This window comes from Oceanospirillum sediminis (assembly GCF_014164585.1).
GTDB classification, from domain to species: domain Bacteria; phylum Pseudomonadota; class Gammaproteobacteria; order Pseudomonadales; family Halomonadaceae; genus Oceanospirillum; species Oceanospirillum sediminis.
This window is the reverse complement of the sequence record NZ_JACJFM010000076.1, coordinates 1-1,634: the sequence shown is the minus strand read 5'-3', so window position 1 is coordinate 1,634 and position 1,634 is coordinate 1. Positions and strand designations below refer to the sequence as shown.

1 protein-coding gene is annotated in these 1,634 nt (G+C 47.4%); it reads left to right on the top strand.

Translation table 11 applies throughout. From position 1 onward, the window contains the following. The first annotated feature begins 114 nt into the window (after positions 1 to 114). Positions 115 to 1,527 (top strand): transposase, encoded by a 1,413-nt coding sequence (locus H4O21_RS23920; RefSeq protein ID WP_182812344.1) that lies wholly within the window; start codon positions 115 to 117, stop codon positions 1,525 to 1,527. Positions 1,528 to 1,634 lie beyond the last annotated feature (107 nt).

Sequence of the window (1,634 nt, the reverse complement as noted above, 5' to 3'; positions counted from 1 at the left end):
ACTGGACAGTGCGAAGTTCTCGATAGTGGAAGCATAAGCTTGACGCCTCTCAAGCTTATGATCTTTTCTTAAACTCACCACAAGTAAAGTCGAACCAAAAACCGAGAGGCGACTATGAAATTATGGTGGGTATGGTTTACTGCTGTCCAGTCCTTAAAGTCTGCCTGCACGAGAAAACGGACATTCTTCTGGTTATGTCTGGTCCTCATGGGCTTCACGGTCAGAACCGACAATGCTGGCGTATCCAGTTTTATCCGGGCTTTATCTCTTAAACCCCGATGCTATGCTTCCTTACTTCATTTATTTCACTCCAGCGCTCTGAATCTGGATAAACTCACAACAGCCTGGTATCGACTGGTGCTCCAAAAGTTCACACCGGTTCAGTACAACGGTCGACACATCATACTCGCCGATGGCATTAAAGTACCCAAAGAAGGGCGTAAAATGCCAGCGGTTAAAAGACTCCATCAGGAGTCCGGCAATAATTCAAAGCCCGCCTGGATTATGGGGCATTCTTTTCAGGCTCTGGGACTGCTGGTGTCGTCAGCCACCGGCAAGCTGGCCTGCGTTCCTTTATACAGTCGGATTCATGAAGGCATCATCACAACCAATCGGGATAAAAGAACCCTGCTGGATAAACTGGCGATAATGTTTATCGCCTGCACTCAGGATATGGCGATCTCTGCCATTCTGGTAGCCGATGCTTATTATGCCAGTCAGAAAGTGATCCGGCCTTTGCTGAAAAGAGGGCACCACCTGATCAGCCGGGCAAAAAGTAACAGTGTGGCTTATCTTCCGGCGCAGCAGATAACGCATTCCCGTAAACCCGGCAGGCCCAGACTCTATGGCCGAAAAATTCATGTTCGCAATGTCTGGCACTTATTAGATGAACATTTTGAGTCAGCCCCGAGTCCTGTTTATGGTGAAAAGGACATTGAAATACGCTACCTTTCTTACGATCTGATCTGGCGACCAGCAGGCAGAAAAATACGGTTTGTCTGGGTTGATCACCCCCATCGGGGGCGGATTATTCTGATCTGTACAGATCGAACACTGTCCCCTCTGGACATCATTGCCCTGTATAGCTATCGCTATAAGATTGAGTTGTCATTCAAACAGGCAATGCATACGATTGGAAGCTATGGCTATCACTTCTGGATGAAGGATATGACCTTTCCTTCAAAGAAGTCGGGCAATCAGTATCTTCATCGTAAACCAGAGGCTTATCGGGCAGGTGTTCAGCGAAAACTGAATGCTTATCATCGGTTTGTTCAGCTGGGTTGTATTGCTCAGGGTCTATTACAGTATCTGGCATTGCACTTCCATCACATTGTCTGGAACCACTTTCGCAGCTGGTTGCGAACGATGGATAAGACTTCCCCTCCTTCTGAAGCGGTTGTGGCTCAGGCGATGCGTTCTTCACTGCCAGAATTTCTTCTGGTTTCTGTTCAGGAGCTGAACGTGGTGAAATTCCTGATGGACGTTATGGAATCTGAGCGATACGAAGGCTTCTGGCAGACAGGCTGACGATTAAGTCACGAAAACAATCCATTAAAGCTGGAAATACCTGTTTTTGAAAAAGTGGGGAAACAGTTGTGCATAGCCCATAGTCGTCAGAACTACGCACTGCTCAG

Coding starts and splice junctions, on each gene's coding strand:
- H4O21_RS23920 (WP_182812344.1), top strand. CDS start 115: ATGAAATTATGGTGGGTATGGTTTACTGCTGTCCAGTCCTTAAAGTCT.